17 protein-coding genes and 3 pseudogenes are annotated in these 18,168 nt (G+C 68.8%); 9 read left to right on the top strand and 11 right to left on the bottom strand.

Annotated elements, in window-relative coordinates; genetic code table 11:
* Positions 1–116: 116 nt before the first annotated feature.
* From ACZ1HC_RS07085 to ACZ1HC_RS07065, 5 genes and pseudogenes are all read left to right on the top strand, one after another.
* Positions 117–302 (top strand): hypothetical protein, encoded by a 186-nt coding sequence (locus ACZ1HC_RS07085; protein ID WP_472699355.1) that lies wholly within the window; start codon positions 117–119, stop codon positions 300–302.
* Positions 248–895 carry an MBL fold metallo-hydrolase gene (locus ACZ1HC_RS07080; RefSeq protein WP_472699354.1) on the top strand — a complete coding sequence of 216 codons (648 nt, stop codon included), beginning with the start codon at positions 248–250 and terminating at the stop codon, positions 893–895. The genes ACZ1HC_RS07085 and ACZ1HC_RS07080 overlap by 55 nt, the downstream gene beginning before the upstream one ends.
* 39 nt (positions 896–934) lie before the next feature.
* Positions 935–1,876 carry an ABC transporter permease gene (locus ACZ1HC_RS07075; RefSeq protein ID WP_472699353.1) on the top strand — a complete coding sequence of 314 codons (942 nt, stop codon included), beginning with the start codon at positions 935–937 and terminating at the stop codon, positions 1,874–1,876.
* The gene (locus ACZ1HC_RS07070) at positions 1,873–2,685 is read left to right on the top strand and encodes an ABC transporter permease (protein ID WP_472699352.1); all 813 of its coding nucleotides are present in this window, start codon (positions 1,873–1,875) and stop codon (positions 2,683–2,685) included. Before ACZ1HC_RS07075 ends, ACZ1HC_RS07070 begins: the two co-directional genes overlap by 4 nt.
* Positions 2,682–4,246: pseudogene (locus tag ACZ1HC_RS07065) on the top strand (ABC transporter ATP-binding protein). Before ACZ1HC_RS07070 ends, ACZ1HC_RS07065 begins: the two are co-directional and overlap by 4 nt.
* Here the strand turns inward: ACZ1HC_RS07065 and fnrL are convergent.
* A complete protein-coding gene (gene fnrL / locus ACZ1HC_RS07060) occupies positions 4,234–4,983 on the bottom strand; it encodes a transcriptional regulator FnrL (protein WP_472700804.1) in 750 nt (249 codons plus the stop codon). The pseudogene ACZ1HC_RS07065 and the gene fnrL overlap by 13 nt on opposite strands.
* 44 nt (positions 4,984–5,027) lie before the next feature.
* Between fnrL and hemN the strand changes: the two genes are divergently transcribed.
* Complete coding sequence (gene hemN, locus ACZ1HC_RS07055) at positions 5,028–6,383, top strand: oxygen-independent coproporphyrinogen III oxidase (protein WP_472699351.1); 1,356 nt, start codon at positions 5,028–5,030, stop codon at positions 6,381–6,383.
* 21 nt (positions 6,384–6,404) lie between these two features.
* Here hemN and ACZ1HC_RS07050 read toward each other — a convergent pair whose 3' ends face one another.
* Together ACZ1HC_RS07050 and polA are read right to left on the bottom strand one after the other, a co-directional pair.
* Complete coding sequence (locus ACZ1HC_RS07050; protein WP_472700803.1) at positions 6,405–7,127, bottom strand: cation diffusion facilitator family transporter; 723 nt, start codon at positions 7,125–7,127, stop codon at positions 6,405–6,407.
* Positions 7,128–7,349: 222 nt separating this feature from the next.
* A complete protein-coding gene (polA, locus tag ACZ1HC_RS07045) occupies positions 7,350–10,148 on the bottom strand; it encodes a DNA polymerase I (RefSeq protein WP_472699350.1) in 2,799 nt (932 codons plus the stop codon).
* A gap of 90 nt (positions 10,149–10,238) precedes the next feature.
* Between polA and ACZ1HC_RS07040 the strand changes: the two genes are divergently transcribed.
* Positions 10,239–10,400, top strand: coding sequence for a DUF2256 domain-containing protein (locus ACZ1HC_RS07040; protein ID WP_472699349.1), 162 nt, complete (start codon positions 10,239–10,241; stop codon positions 10,398–10,400).
* A 9-nt stretch (positions 10,401–10,409) separates the two neighbouring features.
* Here ACZ1HC_RS07040 and ACZ1HC_RS07035 read toward each other — a convergent pair.
* Both ACZ1HC_RS07035 and ACZ1HC_RS07030 read right to left on the bottom strand, forming a co-directional pair.
* Positions 10,410–11,163 (bottom strand): IS5 family transposase gene (locus ACZ1HC_RS07035; RefSeq protein ID WP_472699348.1). Its coding sequence is split into 2 segments (ribosomal slippage): positions 10,410–10,826 and positions 10,828–11,163, totalling 753 coding nucleotides; the frame shifts between segments, so codons are not numbered across the junction.
* Between the two features lie 72 nt (positions 11,164–11,235).
* Positions 11,236–11,427 carry a zinc-finger domain-containing protein gene (locus ACZ1HC_RS07030; RefSeq protein ID WP_472700802.1) on the bottom strand — a complete coding sequence of 64 codons (192 nt, stop codon included), beginning with the start codon at positions 11,425–11,427 and terminating at the stop codon, positions 11,236–11,238.
* A 153-nt stretch (positions 11,428–11,580) separates the two neighbouring features.
* Here ACZ1HC_RS07030 and ACZ1HC_RS07025 point away from each other — a divergent pair, with 153 nt between their 5' ends.
* Entirely contained in the window at positions 11,581–12,504 is a 924-nt protein-coding gene (locus ACZ1HC_RS07025; RefSeq protein ID WP_472699347.1) for an ABC transporter ATP-binding protein, read from the top strand.
* Here ACZ1HC_RS07025 and ACZ1HC_RS07020 read toward each other — a convergent pair.
* Together ACZ1HC_RS07020 and ACZ1HC_RS07015 are read right to left on the bottom strand one after the other, a co-directional pair.
* Positions 12,501–12,884 (bottom strand): histidine triad nucleotide-binding protein, encoded by a 384-nt coding sequence (locus ACZ1HC_RS07020; protein ID WP_472699346.1) that lies wholly within the window; start codon positions 12,882–12,884, stop codon positions 12,501–12,503. The two genes, ACZ1HC_RS07025 and ACZ1HC_RS07020, sit on opposite strands and share 4 nt — an antisense overlap.
* 14 nt (positions 12,885–12,898) lie before the next feature.
* Complete coding sequence (locus tag ACZ1HC_RS07015; protein WP_472699345.1) at positions 12,899–14,473, bottom strand: DUF5928 domain-containing protein; 1,575 nt, start codon at positions 14,471–14,473, stop codon at positions 12,899–12,901.
* A 145-nt stretch (positions 14,474–14,618) separates the two neighbouring features.
* On the opposite strand from ACZ1HC_RS07015, the pseudogene ACZ1HC_RS07010 reads away from it, so the two are divergent.
* Positions 14,619–15,438: pseudogene (locus tag ACZ1HC_RS07010) on the top strand (sulfotransferase family protein).
* Between the two features lie 19 nt (positions 15,439–15,457).
* Here ACZ1HC_RS07010 and dps read toward each other — a convergent pair.
* The 4 genes and pseudogenes from dps to fabD form a co-directional block, all read right to left on the bottom strand.
* Positions 15,458–16,000: a DNA starvation/stationary phase protection protein Dps gene (dps, locus tag ACZ1HC_RS07005; RefSeq protein WP_472699344.1), complete on the bottom strand. Its 543-nt coding sequence runs from the start codon at positions 15,998–16,000 to the stop codon at positions 15,458–15,460.
* A 75-nt stretch (positions 16,001–16,075) separates the two neighbouring features.
* The gene (locus ACZ1HC_RS07000) at positions 16,076–16,309 is read right to left on the bottom strand and encodes an acyl carrier protein (protein WP_089387089.1); all 234 of its coding nucleotides are present in this window, start codon (positions 16,307–16,309) and stop codon (positions 16,076–16,078) included.
* A gap of 148 nt (positions 16,310–16,457) precedes the next feature.
* Positions 16,458–17,192: pseudogene (gene fabG, locus ACZ1HC_RS06995) on the bottom strand (3-oxoacyl-[acyl-carrier-protein] reductase); the annotation flags it as partial.
* Between the two features lie 36 nt (positions 17,193–17,228).
* Positions 17,229–18,155 carry an ACP S-malonyltransferase gene (gene fabD, locus ACZ1HC_RS06990; protein ID WP_472699343.1) on the bottom strand — a complete coding sequence of 309 codons (927 nt, stop codon included), beginning with the start codon at positions 18,153–18,155 and terminating at the stop codon, positions 17,229–17,231.
* Positions 18,156–18,168: the final 13 nt, after the last annotated feature.

Here is an 18,168-nt window from a genome sequence, read left to right as displayed (position 1 = left end):
CTGCCTGTCGCATGATGCCGCCGATCCCCGGGGTTCGGGGGAACCCGCGGGGCGGCAATGGTGTTCAACCGGCATCCCCCATGTCGCGTTCCCTTTTGCGTTCCCGGAGAACCCTGATGATCCTGACCCGCCGCACCAGCCTGATCCTGGGCCTGGCCGCCAGCGCCGCCGCCATCATGCCGCGCCTGTCCCTGGCCCAGACCGAAACCCCCACCTCGTTTTCCTTCCCGGTCGAGGGGGGCAGGTGGTGTTTCACCCGGTCGGCCATGCCTCGATGGTGGTCGAGACGCCGGGCGGGGTGATCTATGTCGATCCGGTCGGCGGCGCCGAGGCATTCCAGGGCCAGCCCCAGCCCGCCTTGATCCTGATCACCCATGAACACAGCGACCATTTCGACCTGCCGACGCTGCAGGCCCTTCCCGAGGTCGCCATCATCGCCAACCCGGCGGTCCATGCGATGCTGCCGGCGCCGATGCAGGCGCGCGCCACCGCCATGGCCAATGGCGATCAGGCGCAGGCCATCGGGATGCTGGTCGAGGCTGTGCCCGCCTACAACACCACCCCCGAACGCCAGCAGTACCACCCCCAGGGCCGCGACAACGGCTATGTGCTGACCATCGGCGGCAAGCGGTTCTATATCGCCGGCGACACCGAGGACACGCCCGAGATGCGCGCGCTCGAGAACATCGAGGTCGCCTTCCTGCCGATGAACCTGCCCTACACGATGACCGTCCAGCAGGCGGCGGATGCGGTGGCCGAGTTCCGGCCGGTGTCGGTCTTTCCCTATCATCACCGCGGCAGCGACGTGCAGGAATTCGCCCGCCTGGTCGAGGCGTCGGGCGCGGGCAGCCTGGTGGTGATCGCCAACTGGTATCCGCAGGGCGAGGCCGGCTGACCGCTTTACCGGCCGGGCGCGGCAGGATAGCAAGGCGGAATGCTGCGATACCTTCTGCGTCGGCTGGTGGTGCTGGGGGCAAGCCTGCTGGCTGCCTCGGTCCTGATCTTTTCGATCGTGGAGCTGGTGCCGGGCGATCCGGCCAGCTTCATGCTGGGCACCGGCGCCCAGCCCGAGACGGTGGCGGCGCTGCGCGACCAGCTTGGCCTGGATCGGCCCCTGCCGCTGCGCTATTCGGCCTGGGCGGCGGCGCTGCTGCAGGGTGATTTCGGCACCAGCTTCACCTACAGGACGCCCATCGCCGGGATGATCCTGGACCGGCTGCAGGTCTCGTTGCCGCTGGCGCTGCTGGCGCTGGGGCTGGCGGTGGCCGTGGCGGTGCCGGTCGGGCTTTACGCAGCCGGACGCCAGGGGCGGGCGGGCGACGGACTGGCGATGGGCGCGGCGCATCTGGGCGTGGCGCTGCCCAACTTCTGGCTGGCGATGCTGCTGGTGCTGGTCTTTGCCGTGCGCCTGCGATGGTTGCCCGCCGGCGGCTTTCCCGGATGGTCCGATCCCGCCGCGGCGCTGCGTTCGCTGATCCTGCCCGCGGTGGCGCTGGCGCTGCCGCAGGCCGCGATCCTGGCCCGGGTGCTGCGCTCGGCGCTGGTCGAGACGATGGGCCAGGACTACATCCGCACCGCCCGCGCCAAGGGCCTCAGCGCCGCGCAGGCGCTGCGCCGCCATGCCCTGCGCAACGCGCTGATCCCGGTGCTGACGATCCTGGGGATGCAGTTCAGCTTCCTGCTGGCCGGCGCGATCATCATCGAGAACGTGTTCTATCTTCCGGGCCTAGGCCGGATGATCTTCCAGGCGATCACGCAGCGCGACCTGATCGTGGTGCAGTCGGCGGTGCTGGTGCTGGTCGCGGCGGTGATCGCGGTGACCTTCCTGGTCGATCTGGCCTATGCGGCGGTCGATCCCCGGCTGCGCCGCGCATGAGGATCGGCCTGGCCCTCGGCTGCGCCCTTGCCGGGCTGGCGCTGCTGGCGGCGGTCGTCTCGGCATTCTGGACGCCCCATGACATCGCCCGGCTTGCCATCGGGCAGAAGCTGATGCCGCCCTCGGGGGCGCACTGGTTCGGCACCGATCATCTGGGCCGCGACATCCTGTCGATGGCGATGCTGGGGGCGCAGACCTCGCTGGCGGTGGCGCTGGTGGCGGTGGCCATCGGCATGGGGCTGGGCGTGCCGCTGGGGCTGCTGGCGGCCGCCCAGCGCGGCACCTGGCTGGACGAGGTGGCGATGCGCGGCAACGACCTGATCTTCGCCTTCCCCTCGCTGGTCATCGCAATCCTGATCACGGCGGTGCTGGGGCCCTCGGCCACCAACGCCATCATCGCCATCGGCATCTTCAACATCCCGGTCTTCGCCCGCGTCACGCGGGGTGCCGCCCTGCCCATCTGGGTGCTGGATTACGTCCGCGCGGCGCGCGTGGCTGGCAAGGGCGCGGGACTCATCAGCCTGCAGCACGTCCTGCCCAACATCGCCGGCCTTCTGGTCGTCCAGGCCACCATCCAGTTCAGCCTGGGGATCCTGGCGGAAACCGGGCTGTCCTATGTGGGCCTGGGCGCGCAGCCGCCCACCCCAAGCTGGGGCCGGATGCTGGCCGAGGCGCAGACCATGGCCATGCTGGCCCCGCATGTCGCGATCATCCCGGGTCTGTGCATCGTGCTGACGGTGCTGGGGCTGAACCTGCTGGGCGACGGGCTGCGCGACGCGCTGGATCCGCGGCTGCGGGTGATGCGGTGATCCGCGTCGCGGATCTGTCGGTGGCGCTTGACGGGCGGCCGGTGCTGCAGGGGCTGTCGCTGGATCTGGCGCCGGGGCGGGTGACGGGTCTGGTGGGCGAATCGGGCAGCGGCAAGTCGATGACCGCGCTTGCGGTGATGGGGCTTCTGCCGCGGCGGGCGCGGGCGTCCGGGCAGGTGATGCTGGACGGGCGCGACCTGCTGGCGCTGCCGGAACGGCAGTTGTGCCGCATCAGGGGCGCGCGCATCGGCATGATCTTCCAAGAGCCGATGACCGCGCTGAACCCGCTGATGACCATCGGCGATCAGGTGGCCGAGGGGCTGGTCCTGCACCGCGGCCTGGACCGCCGCGCTGCCCTGGCCCTGGCCCGGGAACGGCTGGACCGCGTGGGCCTGCCCGCCCCCGCTTTCCCCTGACGCTTTATCCGCACGAACTGTCGGGCGGGCAGCGTCAGCGGGTGGCCATTGCCCTTGCCGTCGCGCTGCGGCCCGATCTGCTGATCGCGGACGAACCGACGACGGCGCTGGATGTCACCACCCAGGCCCGGATCCTGGATCTGCTGAAGGATCTGGTGCGGGACGAGGGCATGGCCCTGCTGCTGATCACCCACAACCTGGCGGTGGTCGCGGGCCTGGCCGACCGCGTGGCGGTGATGCAGGCGGGCCGGATCGTCGAGGAAGGCCCGACCGAGGCGCTGTTTCGCAGCCGCAGCCACGCCTATACCCGCCAGCTTTTCGCGGCCTCGCGCCACCGTCCCGTCCGGCCCGGGCGGGCGCTTGCGCCGGAACCGCTGGTGCAGGTGACGGGGGCGGTGCGCGACTATCGCACGGTCGAGGGGGCGCTGCGCGCGCTGGACGGGATCAGCCTGGCCATCGGGCGCGGTGAAAGCGTCGGTCTGGTGGGCCAATCGGGCTGCGGCAAGTCCACGCTGGCGCGGGCGATCCTGGGGCTGGAGCCCTTGCAGGGCGGCCGCATCACCCTGGACGGGCAGGCCGTGGCCGCCGGCCAGCGGATGCCGCGCGGCCTGCGGGCGCGGATGCAGGCGGTATTTCAGGATCCCTTCGGCAGCTTCGACCCCCGCTGGCGCGTCGACCGCCTGCTGGCCGAGCCCTTCCACCTGACCGGCCGGCCGCCCGACTGGCGGGGCCGTGTGGCCGACGCCCTGGCCGAGGTCGGCCTGCGGCCCGGCGACGCCCGCAGGTTCATCCACGAATTCAGCGGCGGCCAGCGGCAGCGGCTGGCCATCGCCCGCGCGCTGATCATCAGGCCCGCCCTGATCGTCCTGGACGAGGCCGTGAGCGCGCTTGACGTGCGGGTTCGCGCGCAGGTGCTGGACCTTCTGGCCCGCCTGCAGGCCGATCACGGGCTGTCCTACCTGTTCATCAGCCACGACCTGTCGGTGGTGCGCGGCATGGCCGACCGGATCCTGGTGATGCACCAGGGCCGCATCGTCGAGGAAGGCCCGCCGGACCGGATCATCGACGCGCCCCGGCACGATCCGACCCGTTCACTGGTCGCCGCGACGCCCGCGATCCCCGAAGACTGGCTTCAGCTCAGATAGCCGCCGTCCGAATCGTCGCCCGATTCATCGACCAGGCGGGCGAAATCGGGCAGGATGACGGTCCGCTTGCCGGCCAGTTCGATCACCCCGTCGCGCTTCAGGGCGCTGACCTGGCGGCTGACGGTTTCCAGGGTCAGACCCAGGTAATCGGCCATCGCCTCGCGCGTCAGGGGCAGGTCGAGGCGCATTTTCCCGCCCGGCTCGCGCTTTTGCAGCGCCGCCTCGCGGCGGGCGATGATGGCGATGAACGAGGCGATCTTTTCCCGCGCGGTCTTGCGGCCCAGAAGCAGCATCCATTCGCGCGCCGCGTCCAGCTCGTCCAGGGTCATTTCCAGCAGCCGGTGGGCGACATGGGGGGTGGTGCGCATCATCTGCTCGAAGGGCTTGCGCCGGAAGCAGCACATCACGACCTTCGTGGCGGCCGCGGCGTTATAGGCGGCGATGTCGCGGCTGGGGCGGCCCAGGAAATCGCTGGGCAGCAGAAGGCCCACCATCTGCGTGCGCCCGTCCTCCAGCGTCTGGGTCAGGGACGCCACGCCGCTGACGACAGAGCCCACGAACTCCATCCGGTCGCCCTCCCAGACGATGGGCTGGCCCGGCTCGAAGGCGCGGTAGAACTTCATGCCTTCCAGCAGCGCAAGCTCGTCCGTCTCGCAATGCGCGCAGACTGCGCGGTACCGGATCGGGCAATTCCCGCAGCGCTCCCCATCGTCCTGAGCAGGGGATTTCTGGTTGATCTGGGTCAAGGTATTCTCGCGCGTTGTCATTCAATCCTACCGGCATGAGCAATGTTTCGCAACTCAAGCGGCTGGGCCTGTTCGATTCGCGCGTCCCGCGCTACACGAGCTATCCCCCCGCAACACAATTCAAACCAGGCATGCAAGCCAATATGGTCCCGGAATGGCTGGATTCCATAGCCGAGGGCGCGGCGATCTCGCTGTATCTGCACATGCCGTTTTGCCGCAGGCTGTGCTGGTTCTGCGCCTGCCGGACCCAGGGCACCAGAACGCTGGATCCGGTCATCGTCTATGTGGACACGGTGCTGGCCGAACTGGCGCTGCTGGGCCGCCACCTGCCGCGCGGTGTGCGGCTGCAGCGCCTGCACTGGGGCGGCGGAACGCCCACGCTTCTGCCGGCCGACCAGATGCGCCGCCTGGCCGAAGCGATCTTCGCCGTGGCGCCGATGGCCGAGGGGGCCGAGTTTTCCGTCGAGATCGACCCCTCGGAAATCGACGCCCCGCGCATGGCGGCGCTTGCCGCGGCGGGGATGAATCGCGCCTCGGTCGGCGTCCAGGACTTCGACCCGAAGATCCAGGACGCCATCGGCCGCCGTCAGTCCTTCGACCTGACCGGCCAGGCGGTCGATCTGATCCGCAGCCACGGCGTCGCCAGCCTGAACGCCGACATCCTGTATGGCTTGCCGCATCAGGACCCCGCGCGGATGTCCGAGACGGTGCAGAAGCTTCTGGCCCTGTCGCCGGACCGGGTGGCGCTTTACGGCTATGCCCATGTGCCCTGGATGTCCCGGCGCCAGGTGATGATCCCCGAGGACGCCCTGCCCGGCAACGAGGATCGGCTGACCCTGTTCGACACCGCGCGCGACCTGTTCCTGGCCGATGGCTATGCCGGGATCGGCATCGACCATTTCGCCCGCCCCGGCGACGGGCTCGCGCTGGCGCAGCGGGCGGGCAGGCTGCGGCGCAACTTCCAGGGCTATACGGACGACGCGGCCGACGTCCTGCTGGGGATCGGCGCCTCCTCGATTTCCCGCTTCCCGCAGGGTTACGCGCAGAACGCGCCCGCGACCGGGGCCTATACGGCCGCGGTGCGCGAAGGGCGGCTGCCCGTCGCCCGCGGCCATGCCTTCACCCCCGAGGACCGCTGGCGCGGCCGGATGATCGAGCAACTGATGTGCGACTTCGCCATCGACGCGGCCGAGATGATGCTGGCCTACGGCCTGACGCCGGCGCAGTTGCAGCAGGTCTTCGACCCGGTGGTCGGGCAGTTCGGCAACATGGTCGAGGTTGGCCCCTGGGGCCTGCGCATCACCCCCGAAGGCCGCCCTCTGACGCGCATGGTGGCCAACATGCTGGACGCCTACATGGCCGCGCCCAGCAGCCATTCCCCGGCGGTGTGACAGAAAGATCCGGCGCGGTCGTTAGTGGTGGTGGTGCCCCCTGCTGTCGGCACGGCCCTGGGGCGGATCGATCTCGATAGTGGCGTGGACGATGCCGAAGCGGTGGGTCAGCATCTCTCGGGCCGCGCGGGTGACGGCAAAGGGGTCGCCCTGGCCGACGATCAGATGCACGGATGCCGCGGCGCGCCGTTCGTCGATCTGCCACAGGTGCAGATGATGGGCGTCGCTGACGCCGGGCAGGGCGCGCAGGGCCGTCAGCACCGCGCCAGGGTCGCTGCCCCGGGGCGCGGCCAGCATCAGGGTGCGGAAGACCGGGCCGATTTCCCTGCCGATATGCCACAGGATGACGGCGGAGATCCCCAGGGTCAGGATGGGGTCGGCGCCATACCAGCCGAAGGCCCAGATCAGCGCGCCGCCCAGGATGACGGCGACCGAAACCCCCGCATCGGCCAGGTTGTGCAGGAAGGCCGCGCGGATATTGGAACTGTCCCTGGCCGCGCGCCAGACAAGCGCGGCGGTGGCAAGGTCCACGATCAGGGCGAAGGTGGCCAGCCCCATGACCAGCCCGGCCGCGACCTGGGGCGGGTCGGACAGGCGGCCGAAGGCCTCGACGGCCAGCCAGACCGACAGGGCGATCAGCGCCAGGTAATTGACGAAGGCCGCGACGATTTCCGCCCGGCCCCAGCCATAGGACCAGTCGGGGGTGGCTGCCCGGCGCGCCAGCCTGCGCGCGCCGAAGGCCAGCAGCAGCGCGAGGGCGTCGGACAGGTTGTGGATGCCGTCGGCGATCAGGGCGGTCGAGATCGGCCATGTAGCCGCCGACGATCTGGGCCGCGGTCAGCGCAAGATTGACCGCCACCGCCCAGCCGATCGCCGCGTCGCCGTGGCCGTGGCCGTGATGGTGATGACCGTGCCCGTGCGAATGGCCGTGCGAACCGCTGTGGGAATGGCCGTGGCCGTGGCCCATCAATGCGCCTCGGCCCAGTTCGCGCCGGCCCCGGCATCGACGACCAGCGGCACCGACAGCTTCACCGCCGGGTCGGCCGCGCCCTCCATCACCGCGCGGGCAGCGGTGATCAGCTCGTCCACGGCATCCTCGCGCACCTCGAACACCAGTTCGTCATGGACCTGCAGCAGCATCCGCGCGGGCAGATGGGCGATGGCTGCGGGCATCCGGATCATCGCGCGGCGGATGATGTCGGCGGCGGCCCCCTGGATCGGCGCGTTGATCGCCGCGCGCCGCGCCCCGCCCGCCGCGGGGCCGGACTGGTTGATGCCCGGCGTGTTGATGCGCCGCCCGAACAGGGTGCGCACCGACCCGTCGGCCCTTGCATCGGCGAGCGTGCGGTCCATGTAGGCGCGGATTTCCGGGAACCGGCGGAAATAGGTGTCGATGAAGTCCTGCGCCTCGGCGCGCGGGATGCGCAGGTTGCGCGACAGCCCGAAACTGGAGATGCCGTAGATCACGCCGAAGTTGATCGCCTTGGCGCGGCGGCGGATCATCGGATCCATGCCTTCGACGGGAACGCCGAACATCTGGCTGGCGGTCATCGCGTGGATGTCGATGCCGTCGCGGAAGGCCTGCTTCAGCGCCGGGATGTCGGCCACATGGGCGAGGATCCGCAGTTCGATCTGGCTGTAGTCCAGGCTGACCAGCCGGTGGCCCTCGGCGGCGATGAAGGCCTCGCGGATGCGGCGGCCTTCCTCGGTCCGCACGGGGATGTTCTGCAGGTTTGGATCGGTCGAGGCCAGCCGCCCGGTCTGCGCGCCGGCGATGGAATAGCTGGTGTGGACGCGGCCCGTCTCGGGGTTGACGAAGGTCGGCAGGGCGTCGGTATAGGTCGATTTCAGCTTCGAGATCTGCCGCCAGTCGAGGATCCGCGACGGCAGGTCGTGGCCTTCGGCGGCCAGATCCTCCAGCACGTCGGCACTTGTGGAAAAGGCGCCGGTCTTGCCGGTCTTGCCGCCGGTCATGCCCATCTTGTCGAACAGGATCTCGCCCAGTTGCTTGGGGCTGCCGATGGTGAATTTCTGGCCCGCCAGGGCATAGATCTCGTCCTCGAGCGCCGCCATCTTCTGCGCGAAGGCGCCCGACATGCGGCGCAGCACCTCGGCGTCGATGCGGATGCCCGCCATCTCCATCTCGGCCAGGACCGGGATGATCGGGCGTTCGGTCAGCTCGTAGGTGGTGGTCACCCGTTCCACCGGCAGAAGCGGCGCGAAGTGCCGGTAAAGGCGCAGCGTGACATCGGCATCCTCGGCCGCGTAGGGGGCGGCCTTGTCGATGGGCACCTGGGCGAAGTTGATCTGCGCCTTGCCGGTGCCGATCGGATCCTTGATGGGGATGCAGCGGTGGGCCAGGTAACGCTCGGCCAGTTCGTCGATGCCGTGGTTGTGGGTCCCGGCGTTCAGCGCATAGGACATCAGCATGGTGTCGGCCAGCGGCGTCATGCGGATGCCGTGGCGCGCCAGCATCTTCCAGTCGTATTTGAGGTTCTGGCCGATCTTCAGGATCGACGGCTCCTCCAGCAGCGGCTTCAGCGCCGCCAGCACCTCGGCCAGCGGCAACTGGCCCGCGACCGGGGCGGTCTGGCCAAACAGGTCATCGCCGCCCGCGACATGGCCCACGGGAATATAGCAGGCCTGTCCCGGCGCCACGGCCAGGCAGATCCCCGCCAGATCGGCCTGCATCTCGTCAAGCCCGGTGGTCTCGGTGTCGATGGCGACTTGGCCCGCGTCGCGGATCATCCGGATCCAGCGGTCCAGCCCGTCGCGCGTGGTGACGGTTTCGTAAAGGCCGCGGTCGATGGGCGGCAGATCCGGGGCCGCCGGGGCCTCGCGAACCGGGGCGGACACAACGGGCGGGGCCTCGGCCCCCAGGCGCTCGGCCACACGGGCGGTCAGGGTGCGGAACTCCATCTCGGACAGGAAGGCCAGCAGGGTGGGCGCGTGCGGGGCCTTCACCTCGAGGCTTTCCAGCGTGAAGTCCAGGGGCGTGTTGCAGTCCAGTTCCACCAGCCGCTTCGAGACGCGGATCTGGTCGGCATGGTCGATCAGGGTCTGGCGGCGCTTGGGCTGCTTGATTTCCTCGGCCCGCGCCAGCAGGGTTTCCAGATCGCCGTATTCGGTGATCAGTTGCGCGGCGGTCTTGATGCCGATGCCCGGCGCGCCGGGCACGTTGTCCACCGCATCGCCCGCAAGCGCCTGCACGTCCACGACCCGGTCGGGCCAGACGCCGAACTTGGCGAACACCTCGTCGCGGTCGATGGGCTTGCCCTTGATCGGATCCAGCATCTGCACGCCGTCGCCGACAAGCTGCATCAGGTCCTTGTCGCTGCTGATGATCGTGACGGTCCCACCCGCATCGCGCGCCTTGCAGGCCAGGGCGGCGATGATGTCGTCGGCCTCGTAGCCTTGCGTTTCGATGCAGGCGATGTTGAAGGCGCGCGTGGCGTCGCGGGTCAGCGGGAACTGCGGGCGCAGATCCTCGGGCGGTTCGGGGCGGTTGGCCTTGTAGGCGTTGTAGATGTCGTTGCGGAAGGTCTTGGACGAATGGTCGAAGATCACCGCCGCATGGGTCGGGGCATCGTGGCCCCGTTCGTCGGTGACGTATTTCCACAGCATGTTGCAGAAACCGGCGACCGCGCCCACCGGCAGGCCGTCCGATTTGCGCGTCAGCGGCGGCAAGGCGTGATAGGCCCGGAAGATGAAGGCCGATCCGTCGATCAGGTGCAGGTGGCAGCCCTTGCCGAAGCCGTCGCTCATGGCGATGTTCCTTTCCGTTCCGCCCCGGTTCTGGCACGATCGCGCCCGGGTTTCCAGACGCGCGCCTGGGACGGAAGGCAAGAGGTGGCGATGCCGAGGATGGTTCGCAAGGGCGACCTGCCCCGCAAGATCTGCGCCTGCTGCGGGCGCCCCTTCGCCTGGCGCCGCAGATGGGCGCCGGACTGGGACCGGGTCCGCTATTGTTCCGACCGCTGCCGGGCGGCGAAGGCCGCCGGATCCGGCAGGTCCTAGGGTCAGGACTCACAACCAGAACATGACGGTTGCGGCGATGCAGATGGCGGAGAGGAAGAGCTCGCCGCATCTGTCATAGCGGGTCGCGATGCGGCGCCAGTCCTTGAGACGGGCAAAGAGGTTCTCGATCCGGTGGCGCTGCCTGTAGAGCTTGCGGTCGTGGCTGGCAGGGTTTCGGCGCCCACGCCGGGCCGGGATGCAAGCTGCGATCCCCCTGTCCTCAAGCGCCTGACGGAACCAGTCGGCGTCATAGCCTTTGTCGGCCAACAGCGTCCTGGCGGGAGGCAGATCACGCAGCAGGGCCAGCGCACCTTTGGCGTCGCTCATCTGTCCGGGTGACAGGAAGAAGGTCAGCGGCCGCCCCAGCCCGTCGCAGATCATATGCAGCTTCGAGTTCAGGCCGCCTTTGGTCCGCCCGATGGCCCGCGGCCGAGTCCCCCTTTGAGAGGCTTGCCGCCGTCCGGTGAGCCTTGAGGTGCGTGCTGTCGATCATGATGACATCGCCATCCGGCCCCGGGCGTGCAAGCTCGACAAAGATCCGGGCAAACACACCCAGGCGCGACCAGCGTACGAACCGGTTGTAGAGCGTCTTCGGCGGCCCGTAGACGCCAGGAGCGTCCTTCCACTGCAGCCCATTCTTCTTGACGTAGATGATGCCGCTCAACACCCGCCGGTCATCCACGCGCGGCTTGCCTCGGGATCTCGGAAAGAACGGCCGCAACCGATCCATCTGCGCCTCGGTCAGCCAGAAGTGCTCGCTCATCTCATGCCCCCATCTTTGGGAGCTTGAATCATGTAGCCCGCGCAACCTCAAACAGGTTTATGGGTCCTGACCCTAGTGGTCGTCGCCGTGGGCGTGATCGCGGTCGATCACGAATCGCTTGTCGCAATAGCCGCAATCGACGAAGCCCGTCTCGGGCGAGATGGCCAGCCAGACGCGCGGATGGCCGAGGCCCAGGGCGTCGTCGCCGTCGCAGGCCACCCTCCAGCTGGTCACGACCTGGGTCGCGGGCGGCGGCAGCCTCAGTTCGGACAGATCCGTCTGTTCCGTGGACAGCGAGTTTTCCGGGATCACGTATCGTGTCATGGCTGGCCTTCTTGTGGCGGCGGGCGTCCTCTGGTCTAAGGCCTGATACCGCAGCGCTGCCTGCCTTCGCAAGCCGTCCGGGGAATCAGACCCATGCCAAACGCCATCGAGATCGCCGGGTTGCAAAAGACCTATGCCGCCCAGGGATCGGCCCCCGCCAAGCACGCCCTGAAGGGGATCGACCTGTCCATCCCCGCGGGCAGCATCTTCGGGCTGCTGGGCCCCAACGGCGCCGGCAAGTCCACCATGATCAACATCCTGGCGGGGCTGGTGAACAAGACGGCCGGCGGCGTCACCATCTGGGGCTTCGACCAGGACGTGAACCCGCGCCAGTCGCGTGCGGCCATCGGGGTGATGCCGCAGGAACTGAACATGGACCCGTTCTTCAGCCCCCGCGCCAGCCTGGAGGTGCAGGCGGGCCTCTATGGGGTGCCCAGGCGCGAACGCTGGACGGATGAACTGCTGGAACTGGTGGGCCTGACCGACCAGGCCAACGCCTATGCCCGCAACCTGTCGGGCGGGATGCGGCGGCGGCTGCTGCTGGCCAAGGCGCTGGTGCATCGCCCGCAGATCCTGGTTCTGGACGAACCCACGGCGGGCGTGGACATCACCCTGCGCGAGATGCTGTGGCAGAACGTGCGCGCGCTGAACCGCCAGGGCATGACCATCATCCTGACCACGCATTACCTCGAGGAAGCCGAACAGATGTGCGACGAGATCGCCATCATCAACCACGGCGAACTGGTCGTGCGGCAGGACACCCGCAGCCTGCTGTCGCGCGCCGACGGCAAGACGCTGGTGCTGGACACCGGCGGGCGGGTCGCCCTTCCGCCGCTGCCCCCGGGGGCGCATCCCGAATGGCGCGGCGACGGGCGCCTGGCGATCAGCTATCCGCCGTCGCGGATCCGGGCCGACCAGCTGCTGGACGCGCTGCGCGGCGCCGACATCCCGATCCTGGACGTGGCGACCGAACAGCCCGACCTGGAAGACGTCTTCGTCGAGATGACGCGGGGCTAGCCCTGCCGGGCCAGCATCGGCCCCAGCACCCGCCCGCCCATGATGTGCAGGTGGAAATGCGGCACCTCCTGCACGCCGTCGGGACCGGTATTGGCGACGGCGCGGAAGCCGCCGTTGCCCTCGGCCAGCCCCACCCCTTCCGAGGCGCAGACCTGGGCGCAGAGCCGGGTGAAGGCCACGATTTCCGCGTCCGAGGCATTGGCCGCGAAATCGTCGAGGCTGACATAGCGGCCCTTCGGCACCACCAGCACATGCACGGGGGCCTGCGGGCGGATGTCGCGGAAGGCAAGGGCGTGGTCGTTCTCGGCCACCTTGTCGCAGGGGATTTCCCCGCGCAGGATCCGGGCGAAGATGTTGGCGTCGTCATAGGCGATGGGCATGGGTGGTCCTGTGGTCAGTCGGTGAACAGATGCGGCGTCTGGGCCAGATCATGCGCGACCTGGGCGGGCACGTCCAGAAACCGCGCGATGGCCTGGGCATTCTCCGGGACGGGCGCCGCGGGCGACAGGACCGTCATGCGCGCCGAGGCGGCGTCGCGCAGCCGTTGGGCTTCGTCGGCCAGATCGCCGGCGACGACGGGCAGCAGTTGGCGGATCACCGCGTCGGGGGTGGCCGGCCCCGCCAGTCCCACCCGGCGCATGTGGCCGCGCAGGTAATCCTCGTCGAAGCGGGCGTCGAGGAACAGGATCCGCGTGTCGGCGCGCGTCCCCATGAGGTCGGCGATCAGCGACAGCGCCGAGGGATCGAGGCACAGCACCAGCCGGTCGGTGCCGAAATCGTCCAGCAGCAGCCGGACCAGAGCCCGGTGATGGCGTTCGCGCTTGGCCAGGGTCGAGGCAATCCCGCCCAGATCGGGCAGGCCCGCATCGCGTTCGTTGAAGACATAGTCCACCGCCGGGATGTCCGTGCCCGCCCGGATCGCCGCCGTGAGCCGCTTGGCCCAGTGCCACTTCTTGGCGACGATCAGGCAGATCGACCGGTCGCGGCCCAGGCCGTCGTCCTCCCAGAAGCGGGGGGCGAAGCGCCGTCCGACGCGGCCCCGCCCGGTCAGGAAGCGGAACAGGCGCGGCGCCTCGTTCGAGATGGCGAAGCTGACGCCCCGTGCCTGCCACAGCTCGCCCAGCCGGGCGCGCAGATCCCGCGCATCGGCGCTGATCTTGCGGGCGAACAGGAAGTCCTGCCGGATCAGCAGGTCGTAATGGTCGTTGTGGAAGGTCACCGGCATCCCGTAGTCGGTGAACATCAGGCAGGTGGGCGAACGGCGGCGGATTTCGCCCCTGGGCACCAGATGGGCGACCAGGGTCTGGAAGAAGGTCTCGTCGGGGATCCAGGTGGTGCGGAAGAAGCGCACCAGATCCCGGCGCCGGGCGATCAGCGCCAGGACCGCCTCGACCGTCTGGCGGCGCAGGCACCACCATTGCGACCCGATCATCACCTGGATGCCGCGCGGCAGCGGGCGTTCCAGCCGCAGCCGCTTCTGCGCGGCCAGGCTGGCATAGAACAGGCGCTTGGCCTTGCGCTCGTTGAACCAGTGGCGATAGATCAGCCTTTCGCCCTTGATGCCGGTCTTGATCCAGTCGCTGTCGAAGAAGTCGAAGGCCTCGATATAGTCGCAGTCCTCGCGATCCAGGAAGTCGCGGGCGAATTCGGCCGACTTGATGGGCATGCAGTCGCCCGACAGCATGTAGAAATGGGTGGCCTCGGGAAAGGCGCGCTCGGCCTCTCGCAGCGCGGCCAGCGTCGCGGCGACCAGCGACCATTCCCCCCAGCCGCAGCGGCTGCGGACCGGCGCGAAGGCCACGCCCGGATGGCCGGCCAGTTCCCGGCGGATCAGGCGGTAATCCCGTGTCGGCGCGCCCCTGTCATAGTGGATCGCCACATAGTCGCCCGCCGCCGTCAACCGCCGCGCCTGATCGACCACGCCTTGCGGATCCTTGTGGGTCAGCAGAATGAAGGCGATACGGGCCATCGGGCGCAGGCTTTCGGTTCTGGGCGCCGTGTCCGTGGGCGCAGTGTCATCGGAGAGATTGAATCTTGCACCTGTTTTTGGTTTCTGTGTCTAGCCATGTTCAACTTCAAGGGGCAGCCCCGACGCCCGGCAAGGAGGAAGGGCGATGGGTTTTCCCGGCGTCTGGATGACCGAAAGCGAAAGCCTGATCTATCGGGTGGTGCCCAAATGCGCCTGCTCGACCATCGGGCAGATCATGTTCTATTCGGACCACGGCCGGTTCTACGACGGCGACATCCATGATTCGACCCAAGGCCTGCACAAGTGGTCCCAGGATCACAGCAGGCAGCCGATCGAAGCCGCCGTCCGCCGACACGATGCCCTCGCCTTCACCTGCGTGCGCAACCCCTATGCGCGGATCCTGTCGTCCTTCTTCGACAAGATCGCCGGCATCCAGCGAAACGGCCGCCGCTATCGCGGCAATCTGGTGCCGCAACTGGCCCAGCGCTACGGCATCGACGTGGGCAGCCCCGAAAACGGCTTCGCCTTCGACCAGATCGCCAGCTTCCGCCGCTTCCTGCTGTTCGCGCGCGACACGATCCGCTTCCGCCGTCCGATGGAGCCTGACATCCACTGGTCCGCGATGTCGGGCCATATCGGCACCTTCATCGCCAATGGCGGGCGCTACGACCGGATCCTCTTCACCGAGACCTTCAACGACGGCATGGCCGGGATCCTGTCAGGCGCCAGAACGCCCGCGGCGGTCGATCTGGCCGCGGTGCCGCGGTTCAACGAGATCCGAAGGCCACGGGCCCCGGCGGGCGCACAAGGTCAGCGACTATTTCGACGACCTGTCGCGCCACCTGATCTGGGAAATCTACAACGAGGATTTCCAGCTGTTCCGCTACGACTTCGACGATCCCGACAACAGGATGCCGCTGGCCGAGGTCGATCTGGACGAGGTTCACGCAAAGCTGGGCCGCTAGACGCGGGATCCGGCCGCCATCACTCGAGATGGCTTTCCATGAACCACAGGTCCTTGTCCACACTGCGCGAGGCGGCGGTGAAGATGTCGGCGGTGTCCGCATCGCCCGCCTCGTCGGTCAGGTCGATGGCCATGCGCAGCTTCTCGCCGTGGTCGCGGAACCGGTCGCACAGGGCGCGGAGGTGATCCTCGGCGCGCGTCAGGTCGGTCGGGTATTCGGCCAGCGTGGCGGCCCCCGCCACCTTTTCGGCCGTGCCGATGGCGACGCCGTCCAGTTGCTGCACGCGCTCGGCCATCACGTCGATCTGTTCGCGCAGGTTGGTGTGCAGCATGTCGAACAGCTCATGGATGGCGATGAAGTTGCGGCCCTTCACGTTCCAATGCGCCTGCTTCACCGCAAGCGCCAGGGCAATCGAGTCGGCCAGCCGCCCGTTCAGTTCCGAGATCGCGGTCTTGCGGGCGTTGTCGGACAGCCCCTTCAATGCAACGGCCATGTTCGGCTCCTGTGTTTTCCCGTATGTCGGCACAGGAACGGCTGGCTGCCGGACAGGTTCCGGGCGCATGGCCGGGATGCGAAAACGGCGCCCCTGCCGGTGCAGGGACGCCGTTCGCGGATGCCGTTCCGGCAGGGATGCGGGTCAGACCGCGCCCTTGATGAAGGTGACCGCGTCGCCGACGGTCTGGATGGTTTCGGCGGCGTCGTCCGGGATCTCGATCCCGAATTCCTCCTCGAACGCCATGACCAGCTCGACGGTGTCGAGGCTGTCGGCCCCCAGGTCGTCGATGAAGGACGCGGATTCGACCACCTTGTCCTCCTCGACGCCCAGATGCTCGACCACGATCTTCTTCACGCGATCAGCGATATCGCTCATGTCACATCCTCATTCTCGCGGGCATCCGCCCAATTTATCCGCGAACATAATCCGCTTCGGCACAGGGCGGTTTCCCTGCTGCTCAAGCCGGGGATACAGCACCCGTGAACCCTCTTGCAACCGCTTTTGCGGGCCGCAAGCGCCTCGAGACCATTGCCATGCCGCCGTTCACATGCAGCGTCGCGCCGGTCACGTAGGCGGCCTCGGGGCTGGCCAGATACAGCACCGCAGCCGCGATTTCGGCAGGGGCGCCCATGCGTCCGGCGGGGATCTGGGACAGGATCCTGCCCTTCTGGTCGTCGGTCAGCCCGCCGGTCATCGCCGTCTCGATGAAGCCGGGCGCCACGCAGTTCACGGTGATGCCGCGGCTGGCGACCTCGTGTGCCAGCGACTTGGACATGCCGACCAGTCCCGCCTTGGCGGCGGCATAGTTGCCCTGCCCGGGATTGCCCGTGGCCCCCACGACCGAGGTGATGGTGACGATTCGTCCCCAGCGGGCCTTCATCATGCCGCGCAGCGCCGCCCGCGACAGGCGGAAGACGCTGGTCAGGTTGACCTCCAGCACCTGCGCCCATTCCTCGTCGGTCATGCGCATGAACAGGTTGTCGCGGGTGATGCCGGCATTGTTGACCAGGATATCGACCGAACCCATCGCCGCGACCGCGTCCTTGACCAGCCCGGCGGCGGCTTGCGCCTGCGACAGGTCGGCGGGCACCACATGCGCCCGGTCCCCCAGGGCCGCGGCCAGGTCGTTCAGCGGCCCTTCGCGCGTGCCGGACAGGGCCACGGTCGCGCCGGCGCCGTGAAGCGCGGTGGCGATGGCCCCGCCGATGCCGCCCGATGCGCCCGTTACCAGGGCGGTCCTGCCTGTCAGATCGAACATGGCTGATCCTTCTTCCTTGTCCTCATGCCCAAGACCTCAGCCCTTCAGCGCGGCGATGTCGGCAGGCAGGCCCACATTGCGCACCACGGCGTTGCCGGCGATGCGCCGGATCATGCCCGACAGCGCCTTGCCGGCGCCGATCTCCCAGAACTCGGTCACGCCGGCCTCGGCCAGGTTGGCGATGGATTCGCGCCAGCGGACGGTGCCGGTGACCTGTTCCACCAGCAGGCGGCGGATCGCCCCGGGCTCGGTCACGGCCTCGGCGCGGACATTGGCGATCAGCGGCACGGCGGGGGGCTGGATGTCCACGCCGGCCAGGGCGTTGGCCATGACCGCGGCGGCGGGCTGCATCAGCGCGGAATGGAACGGGGCCGAGACCGGGAGCATCAGCGCCCGCTTGGCCCCCGCGGCCTTCATCGCCTCGGCCGCGCGTTCCACCGCCGCCTTGTGCCCCGAGATCACGACCTGCGCCGGATCGTTGTCGTTGGCGGCCTGCACCACCTCGTCGCCCGCGACCTCGCGCGCGATGTGATCGACGGTGGCGAAATCCAGCCCCAGGATCGCGGCCATCGCGCCTTGGCCCACGGGAACCGCCTCCTGCATGGCCTGCCCGCGCAGGCAGAGCAGCCGCGCCGTGTCCTCCAGCGTCAGCGCCCCCGCCGCGCACAGCGCCGAGTATTCCCCCAGCGAATGCCCGGCCACGAAATTGGCGTCCTTGATCCCGAAGCCCTCGGCCTCCAAGGCGCGGAACGCCGCGATGGAAGTCGCCATCAACGCCGGCTGCGCGTTCCGCGTCAGCGTCAGCGTGTCGATGTCGCCGTTCCAGATCAGGTCCGAAAGCTTCTCGCCCAGGGCCTCGTCCACCCGCTCGAACACCTCGCGCGCGGCGGGATAGGCCTCGGCCAGCTCGCGCCCCATGCCCACGACCTGCGCCCCCTGGCCGGGAAAGACGAACGCGCGCATGGAGAGCCTCCTC

The organism is Paracoccus sp. BR5-17, from assembly GCF_055693925.1.
This window is presented reverse-complemented; position numbering and strand designations above follow the sequence as displayed.

Excerpts from the sequence above, each read along its gene's own strand:
- ACZ1HC_RS07070 (WP_472699352.1), top strand. The coding sequence starts at position 1,873 with ATGAGGATCGGCCTGGCCCTCGGCTGCGCCCTTGCCGGGCTGGCGCTG.
- ACZ1HC_RS07020 (WP_472699346.1), bottom strand. The coding sequence starts at position 12,884 with ATGCCCATCGCCTATGACGACGCCAACATCTTCGCCCGGATCCTGCGC.
- hemN (WP_472699351.1), top strand. The coding sequence starts at position 5,028 with ATGAGCAATGTTTCGCAACTCAAGCGGCTGGGCCTGTTCGATTCGCGC.
- polA (WP_472699350.1), bottom strand. The coding sequence starts at position 10,148 with ATGAGCGACGGCTTCGGCAAGGGCTGCCACCTGCACCTGATCGACGGA.
- ACZ1HC_RS07085 (WP_472699355.1), top strand. The coding sequence starts at position 117 with ATGATCCTGACCCGCCGCACCAGCCTGATCCTGGGCCTGGCCGCCAGC.
- ACZ1HC_RS07000 (WP_089387089.1), bottom strand. The coding sequence starts at position 16,309 with ATGAGCGATATCGCTGATCGCGTGAAGAAGATCGTGGTCGAGCATCTG.
- dps (WP_472699344.1), bottom strand. The coding sequence starts at position 16,000 with ATGCGCCCGGAACCTGTCCGGCAGCCAGCCGTTCCTGTGCCGACATAC.
- ACZ1HC_RS07015 (WP_472699345.1), bottom strand. The coding sequence starts at position 14,473 with ATGGCCCGTATCGCCTTCATTCTGCTGACCCACAAGGATCCGCAAGGC.
- ACZ1HC_RS07040 (WP_472699349.1), top strand. The coding sequence starts at position 10,239 with ATGCCGAGGATGGTTCGCAAGGGCGACCTGCCCCGCAAGATCTGCGCC.
- ACZ1HC_RS07075 (WP_472699353.1), top strand. The coding sequence starts at position 935 with ATGCTGCGATACCTTCTGCGTCGGCTGGTGGTGCTGGGGGCAAGCCTG.
- fabD (WP_472699343.1), bottom strand. The coding sequence starts at position 18,155 with ATGCGCGCGTTCGTCTTTCCCGGCCAGGGGGCGCAGGTCGTGGGCATG.
- ACZ1HC_RS07025 (WP_472699347.1), top strand. The coding sequence starts at position 11,581 with ATGCCAAACGCCATCGAGATCGCCGGGTTGCAAAAGACCTATGCCGCC.